General features: G+C 60.5%; 1 pseudogene. It reads left to right on the top strand.

Annotation, left to right across the window (positions count from 1 at the left end):
• Positions 1-336, top strand: a pseudogene (locus B3520_RS04090) (5-(carboxyamino)imidazole ribonucleotide synthase); the annotation flags it as partial.
• Positions 337-486: the final 150 nt, after the last annotated feature.

The raw sequence follows: 486 nt of genomic DNA, 5'->3' as shown, positions 1-486 counted from the left end.
CACAACTCCGGCCACTGGACCCAGGCCGGGGCGGATATCAGCCAGTTTGAGCTGCATCTGCGGGCCGTGGCGGGTTTGCCGCTGATCACTCCGGAAGTTTACGGTGTGACCATGATGTACAACCTGCTCGGGCGGGATTGGCGCACCGAGTGGCTCGGGGTGACCGGCGCCCATGTGCATTGGTACGCGAAGGAAATTCGCCCCGGGCGCAAGGTGGGGCATGTGAATCTGCACCGGCCCAATGTGGAGGCCTTGATGGACAGCCTCAAGCAGATGCAGGGACAGGTGGATGCCGAGGATCAGTGTGTGTTTGATTGGGCCTTGGCGCAGTTATAAAGCGTGATGGTGGATGACGGCCTTTCGGACCTTATCCACCAATGAACCAATGGTATACCCCAAGAGCGGTATGGTTTGGCCGGTCCTTGGGCAGTAGATTGGGGGTATGGGAGCGGCGGGGTTGTGTGTTGGGTTACGGCGGATGCGGGC

It is taken from the genome of Marinimicrobium sp. UBA4509 (genome assembly GCF_002388575.1).
GTDB lineage: Bacteria > Pseudomonadota > Gammaproteobacteria > Pseudomonadales > Cellvibrionaceae > Marinimicrobium > Marinimicrobium koreense.
This window is presented reverse-complemented; position numbering and strand designations above follow the sequence as displayed.